This is a genomic window from Moorena sp. SIO4A5, assembly GCF_010672005.1.
Lineage (GTDB): Bacteria > Cyanobacteriota > Cyanobacteriia > Cyanobacteriales > Coleofasciculaceae > Moorena.
On sequence record NZ_JAAHHZ010000273.1, the window covers coordinates 1 to 6210 of the forward strand.

8 protein-coding genes and 1 pseudogene are annotated in these 6210 nt (G+C 45.7%); 5 read left to right on the forward strand and 4 right to left on the reverse strand.

Translation table 11 applies throughout. From position 1 onward, the window contains the following. Positions 1-324: 324 nt before the first annotated feature. On the forward strand, positions 325-588 hold the full coding sequence (xseB, locus tag F6K57_RS34665) for an exodeoxyribonuclease VII small subunit (protein ID WP_293072491.1): 264 nt from the start codon (positions 325-327) through the stop codon (positions 586-588). Between the two features lie 128 nt (positions 589-716). On the opposite strand, the gene F6K57_RS34670 is transcribed toward xseB, so the two are convergent. Continuing rightward, positions 717-1325, reverse strand: a complete 609-nt coding sequence (locus F6K57_RS34670; protein WP_293072493.1) for a hypothetical protein — start codon at positions 1323-1325, stop codon at positions 717-719. A gap of 150 nt (positions 1326-1475) precedes the next feature. Here F6K57_RS34670 and F6K57_RS34675 point away from each other — a divergent pair, with 150 nt between their 5' ends. Then, entirely contained in the window at positions 1476-1613 is a 138-nt protein-coding gene (locus F6K57_RS34675) for a hypothetical protein (protein WP_293072495.1), read from the forward strand. A gap of 31 nt (positions 1614-1644) precedes the next feature. Here F6K57_RS34675 and F6K57_RS34680 read toward each other — a convergent pair whose 3' ends face one another. After that, positions 1645-2838 carry a DNA double-strand break repair nuclease NurA gene (locus tag F6K57_RS34680; protein ID WP_293072497.1) on the reverse strand — a complete coding sequence of 398 codons (1194 nt, stop codon included), beginning with the start codon at positions 2836-2838 and terminating at the stop codon, positions 1645-1647. 268 nt (positions 2839-3106) lie between these two features. Between F6K57_RS34680 and F6K57_RS34685 the strand changes: the two genes are divergently transcribed. Continuing rightward, the gene (locus F6K57_RS34685) at positions 3107-3823 is read left to right on the forward strand and encodes an NF038122 family metalloprotease (RefSeq protein ID WP_293072499.1); all 717 of its coding nucleotides are present in this window, start codon (positions 3107-3109) and stop codon (positions 3821-3823) included. Beyond that, complete coding sequence (locus tag F6K57_RS34690) at positions 3765-4586, forward strand: NF038122 family metalloprotease (RefSeq protein WP_293072501.1); 822 nt, start codon at positions 3765-3767, stop codon at positions 4584-4586. Before F6K57_RS34685 ends, F6K57_RS34690 begins: the two co-directional genes overlap by 59 nt. Before the next feature lie 163 nt (positions 4587-4749). Here the strand turns inward: F6K57_RS34690 and F6K57_RS34695 are convergent, their stop codons facing one another. Then, a complete protein-coding gene (locus tag F6K57_RS34695) occupies positions 4750-5202 on the reverse strand; it encodes an HNH endonuclease (RefSeq protein ID WP_293062004.1) in 453 nt (150 codons plus the stop codon). After that, a complete protein-coding gene (locus tag F6K57_RS34700; RefSeq protein WP_075899230.1) occupies positions 5189-5440 on the reverse strand; it encodes a hypothetical protein in 252 nt (83 codons plus the stop codon). The genes F6K57_RS34695 and F6K57_RS34700 overlap by 14 nt, the downstream gene beginning before the upstream one ends. Before the next feature lie 127 nt (positions 5441-5567). Here F6K57_RS34700 and F6K57_RS34705 point away from each other — a divergent pair. Beyond that, positions 5568-6210 (forward strand): annotated as a pseudogene (locus F6K57_RS34705) (hypothetical protein); the annotation flags it as partial.

Here is a 6210-nt window from a genome sequence, read left to right on the forward strand (position 1 = left end):
TACACATAACTGTTTGACTATTGGCTCTTGCCTTCCCCTCCTGGGAGGGGTTAGGGCGTGTTTTCAAAGTTTTCCGCAAGATTATGATCCCCCCCAGCCCCCCTTAAAAAAGGGGGGAGCCATAGTCAAAGTCCCCCTTTTTTAAGGGGGATTTAGGGGGATCTCCGAGGCAAGAAAACACGACCTAGGGGTGGGTTCCTCTTGCCTATTGCCTATTGCCTCTTGCCTCTTCTCCCTGTTCCCGATTCCCGATTCCCGATTCCCTATTCCCTATTCCCTAAAATCAAAAAATTGTGTACCTCAACCCATTAACAATTGCTATCTATGGAAACTAAAACTGATTCAAACCTAACTGATTCAAACTTAAATAAAATCCCTTCTGGAGAAACCTGGAACTATGAAGCAACGGTGGCTAAAGTTGAAACTATTATTAGGCAAATAGAAACAGGAGAACTAGAACTAGCAGAGGTGTTTGATCAGTTCTCCGCTGCTGTCGAATATCTCCATCAATGTGAAGATTTTCTGGATCAGCGACAGCAACAGATGGATTTGTTGATTGAGACGCTGACCAATGATTCTGATTTTTAATAGTAATTAGCCCGTCAGCTATCAGCCGTCAGGTTTTGAATAAAAGAGGTAAGCATTAGTTTAATAGTCACAGGCTAGAAGCCTGTTCCACAAACTAGAAGCCTGTGCCACAAAGCTGACCGCTGACATCAGCCCATCCCTTGAATACCAACATGTCCAGCAAAGGCATACCAATCTTCACTAAAGCCCTTGAATTCTAGGTCTTTCAGGGTAAATTTTACGTGATTCTCCTCCAGCGTAAACTTAACCGTATTATCAGCATTAGGTTGATCTGTCACAATCACCAAATCAGTGCCTGCTGGAATTTCCTGCTTTGATGCTTCATTCAACATATTAGATTGAATAGGAGCTCGCTTAATTACCGTATCTTGATTAAAGAAAAGGTTAAGTAAAACGGGTTGATTGACTAAGGTATTCTGATAAATAGGAATGTTGAAAACAGTCTGATCCTCTTGTTTAGAGACTACATTACTAACCGTTTCTACCGGTTGAATACTCTCCATCATAATTGCTACATGGTCTTCAAAGGCATACCAATCACCACTGAACCCCTTAAACGCAATATCTTTTAAACCCAGTTTAAGGTGATTGCCAGATTCCTGACCATAATAGCGAAGTACTAATATAGTACCTGCTGGTATCATCTGACGTTTATTATCAGGCAATTGCGACGATTGAATCGGCTCTTGCTTGAGATAGCTATCTTGCTTAAACAGAATTCTTAATACATTTGCCATGACACTAGAACAGTTTTTAATTATTGGTTAAGGTACTTTCGTTTTAGGTTTTAGGGAGCAGGGACTTCGGAGCAGGGAGCAGGGAATAGGGAATAGGGAACAGGGAATAGGGAACAGGGAATAGGGAACAGCGGATCTGGGAAAAAAACCTTGGCCAAAAGGCCACGCTACGCGAACAACCTGCAACCAACTCACCTTAAACCTTGGCCAAAAGGCCACGCTACGCGAACAAGCTTAAACCTCCAACCTCCAACCTCCAACCTTCAACCTTCAACCTTCAACCCTTAAACCTTCAACCCTTAAACCTTCAACCCTTAAATCAACTAATACTACCCCGTTTACGAGCCTCCTTATAGGATATTCCCACATTCTTGACACCTGCCCGAATCATTTGTTGTTCAAGCAAAGCAAAGAAGCGATTCCGGTCACCGGCCTTAATCACCGCCTGATTATGAGCTTCAGACACAGCAATGGGATAACCATAGCCTTTATAGACCTGCCCCAGCATTAAACTCAAGGCTTGATTGAGCAATGCTGAATTCTGGGCTACCCATTCTGGCATCTCGATCCGAGCAATTTCTGTACCCACATGGACATAACAGAAATAGATCCGGTGATGGTCGTATAATTCCAGAATCCGTGCCGAACTCTGAAATAGAGGGCTACGCTGTCCTGGTTGCAATAAACTTGCCCAGAGTGTGGTATCCCGCAAGGGGTCTATCACCTGACAAGGCAACTTGTCCGTGAGATTACCACATTGGGTGATACATTTCGGTGTTTCATAGGGACAAGCTGGTAATCTGAGAAAATTAACCATTTCCACACTACGAGAAGCACTCAGGTAGCCGATCAGGGGTACATTAACAGCACGCAACTGCTCCCAAGCTGTTAGAATCGGAGGCAATATGCGATCGCGTGCATCCCCTGGCATCCCATCAAGAAACCAGTAAATCAGGGAACCATCTACTATCGCTAAATTGGGAGTATCCCTGTGGGGAGCTGGTGGATTTACCCAACGGCAAGCCATTTCTGCTAACATCGATACCTCGGAAATGGTGCGCCGATGTCCCATCCACTCCTCCGTGCGAATTCCCCACTGACGAGAAATATATAAGTCTTCTGGTCGGTAGAATACTTCCGGCACACTATCCAACAGAGGGTAAAGACTTTGTCCATAGTGCAACATTATCCGACCCACATTAATCACATAACAGTAGAGGATTTCGTGGTGAGAGGGGGAAATTTGAGACCCATCGGTGGCGAAAACACTATGGCTTTCTGGGGGACTACTGATATCAACACAAGTATCGAGAGATTCTACTGGTGTTGCCGCCGTGAAGATCATGCGATCGCGCCATTCTTGATGAGACTTGACCAAACTCTCTTGTTGTGTTTTAGCCTTTGCCAGTAATTGTTCCGCCCGTTCTAGGCGTTGGCGAGACGCCACCGCCTCTAGTCTCAGGTGGTTACTAATACCAGGGATTTGTCCTGCCAGTTTTGCCAGATCAAGCATGGAGAGCTCATCAGTAGATTTACTGTAGATTTACTAATTTTAAAGTAGTGATCTGTAACACAGGTTTCTTGTGATCCTAAACGACTCATGAAGTGATCCTAAACGACTCATGAAGTGATCCTAAACAAGCATAAATAAATATACACAATTGTATATCCAAAAAAAAACGCGATCCTATACACCAGCCTCAGATCACAAACACGATTGCATACATTACCTTTTCATACTGACAGTATTCATGTCAGTAATTTCTACGAGGTAAAATTTTATGAAGAATCGCCAATTAATGATGTCCTTGTCCCTGGCATCTGCAGCAGTAATTGGTGGTAACGCCCCAGCTCAAGCCATAGACTTCGACTTCAGCTATCAACCAGGGACTTCCCTCAAACAAATGCTCGGGTTTGAAATGGCTGGTCAGATTTGGTCTTACTATTTAACCGATGATATCACCGTCAAAATTCACGTTGAGATGACCGACGCCTTGCCCTCAAACATCCTGGGTGGGGCACTCCCTGGTCTGCAACAGAATAAAAACTACGGCACCTATCGGCAAAAGCTCTATTCCGATAGAACATCGGCAGATGATTATACTGCTTATGATAACCTGCAAGCCCATCACTATAGTGATGGCAATACTCGCTATCATTCCGTGTTTGAAAGCGGACAAGGGTGGTACAACAAAAACATTTCTCTGACCAATGCCAATGCCAAAGCCATAAATTACCACAGCAATAACTTCGTGCTTGATGGCTATATCGTCATGAATAGCGACTTCATTTGGAGCTATAATTACGAGCGTAGCGCCCCAACCCTATTAGACACAATCATCCGCTTTCTGAGTGTTGACTTTCTGAGTGTGGCCGTCCATGAAATTGGTCATATCTTGGGCTTCGTCAGTGGTGTCGATTCGACCATACTCGCGGATTATGATGCTAGTTATCAGATGTCTGTTGCGTACTACTGCCCTGGATATGTACCGCTATAGTGACTGGAGCGAAGATAATGACTTCCTTGAATTAGCCTATGGTGCCAATGCCTTCTTTTCCATTGATGGGGGTGATACAGCTCTGGCATACTTTTCTGAAGGCAAGGATGTCGATTTAGGATTCGGAGGTGATGGCTATCAAGCCAGCCACTGGGACGGTCTGGGCGATAATTTGGGCATGATGAAACCAGCCCTAGGTTGGGGAGAGAGAGCCGATATGTCAGCACTGGATTTACAAGCCTTTGATGTGATTGGTTGGGATCTAAACTCCACTGTGTTCGGCTCAGATGGACGCCCCAGTCAATCCAATATGACCCATTATCTCAATAACTTGCTCAACAATGCCAAGAATACCTTAGCCGAGGAAATCGGTGACTATTTCAATGATCCTAACTGGCATGCCTCATGGATCGACTGGTATCTCGCCAATGGCTATAACGAAGCAGCAGGCTCCTGGCTAGCTGAAGACCGCATCCAGGATGTGATGGACATGTACGAATGGGGCTATGGTGGCGGTGGCGGTGGCGGTAGCAGTGGCGGTGGTGGCGGCAGTGGCGTTGGTGGCGGCAGTGGCAGTGGTGGCAGTGGCAGTGGGCAAGTATTAGGCCACGTGCTAGAACAAGGTTTTTTCTCGGATTTCAATTGGTCAACCTTTAATCCTGACCAGGGAGTGGCTCAGGTGCCAGAGTCTGGGGCTAGCAGTGGCTTAATTGGGTTCGGTCTGTTGGGCATTGGTGGTGTGTTAAAGGGTCGTCGCCGGTAGTGCAGCCATCTGGCCTGATCAAAAAAGGGAACAGGGAACAGCGGATCTGGGAACAGCGGATCTGGGAACAGGGGAAAAATATTGTGTACCTTATTAGGCTAGAAACCGTTATACAATGCCTGTGAGGTACTCACGCTATAGCGGTAGGTTTGGTGTGGGTACCTCACACGGATTGCTGTGGATCCTCTGGGGGAGGATGTAACCCCCCTTTGACCCAAAGTTGTCGAGATTTCACGATGAATTTTTCACTGCGACGCTCGTCGTTGAGATCTAGTCGAGCGCAGGTTGCTCGTCCTGTTGGGCTGGTGCCTATAATGCGCAGACCATCGGCTGTCCAGATGAAATGATCAGACCATGACTGTAAACGAGGGTTGAACAAGGGAACTTCGTTTCCGGTATCGGGATCAATTCCGGTTGTGAAGTTGTAGCGCCTTTCGTTGCAGCGACGGCAGGCTAAGGCAAGATTATCTAGACGATCAGTTCCCCCCAATGATTTTGGCCAAAGATGATCGACCGAAAGGGGTGCGTTGCTGAGGATTTCGGGATAGTGACAATATTCACATTGAAATACTGCCCGTTTTCTGAGCTGCTGGTAGAGCTGTTTAGGAATGGGCATTGGCAGCTTCAGCCATGATAACTGCATTGATATAGCTGAAAATATCATCCAGTTCGCCAATGGCTTCTAGCTCCAGTGTTTCGTCTGGAGTGAGTTGATCGTCTTTTTTCTTATCGAGCAGGGTTTGCATCCGCTCCCCAAGCTCATCGGTGAATTTGAACAGGGTTAAGTTATTAGTTCGCTCAAGGCGAAGTCCTTGATGCAAAAAGGTGGATGGTTTGATCCCGATAGCAGTCATAGTTGTTTTTATGAGGAATCTTATTGATTTTAGCAATTCCGCTCACTAGCGTTACTTGGTCTAGAGGTTTGGGAATTCTAGAGGATAGTTATTGCCCACGACATGGTTCAGTCTCTAGGAAAGCCTCATGGTCACCACAGATTTATTGACATTGCTATCTAGGTCGGATCAAAACCAACCCTTCAACAAACCCTTAAACCAACTCCTGACTTTGCCCATTGCCTGTTACCTAGTGGCTCAGATGCCCTTGGTCTGCTCAGCTCAAATTGTTCCAGATAATACTCTATCCAACAATTCCATTGTTACAGCAACGATCAGTGTCAGTAACTTCCAAAGCAATGACCGCCTAGATCCAGGACTTGGGGAAGCTGGGGATATTGAGATTGTGGCAAACTCCATCGAGCTTTCCAACAGCGGAGCGGACACTCCCAATGGTGGTGGTATTACCGCATCCAATTTCTCAGCTGGAGGAGGCAATATTACTATTTCCGCTAATCAAATTAAAACTGATCGAAGCACAATCACTGCCACTTCTGAGCTTAGCGGCGGCGGTGATATTGACATTACCAGTGACTTACTATTCCTTTCAAACCAGAGCGCCATTAGTACCAGCGTTAATGACAGTACTGGTGGTGGGGGTGATATTAAGATTAATAGTGATTTTGTAGTGGTTGTAGAAAACAGTAACATCACCGCCAACGCCATATTTGGTCCTGGAGGTAATATTCTTATCACTACTCAAGGTCTGTTTCTGTCTCCAGATAGCCAGA

What these genes read in the sequence shown, in the direction of transcription:
- xseB (WP_293072491.1), top strand. Translation starts at nt 325, where the DNA reads ATGGAAACTAAAACTGATTCAAACCTAACTGATTCAAACTTAAATAAA.
- F6K57_RS34690 (WP_293072501.1), top strand. Translation starts at nt 3,765, where the DNA reads ATGATGCTAGTTATCAGATGTCTGTTGCGTACTACTGCCCTGGATATG.
- F6K57_RS34695 (WP_293062004.1), bottom strand. Translation starts at nt 5,202, where the DNA reads ATGCCCATTCCTAAACAGCTCTACCAGCAGCTCAGAAAACGGGCAGTA.
- F6K57_RS34670 (WP_293072493.1), bottom strand. Translation starts at nt 1,325, where the DNA reads ATGGCAAATGTATTAAGAATTCTGTTTAAGCAAGATAGCTATCTCAAG.
- F6K57_RS34700 (WP_075899230.1), bottom strand. Translation starts at nt 5,440, where the DNA reads ATGACTGCTATCGGGATCAAACCATCCACCTTTTTGCATCAAGGACTT.
- F6K57_RS34685 (WP_293072499.1), top strand. Translation starts at nt 3,107, where the DNA reads ATGAAGAATCGCCAATTAATGATGTCCTTGTCCCTGGCATCTGCAGCA.
- F6K57_RS34680 (WP_293072497.1), bottom strand. Translation starts at nt 2,838, where the DNA reads ATGCTTGATCTGGCAAAACTGGCAGGACAAATCCCTGGTATTAGTAAC.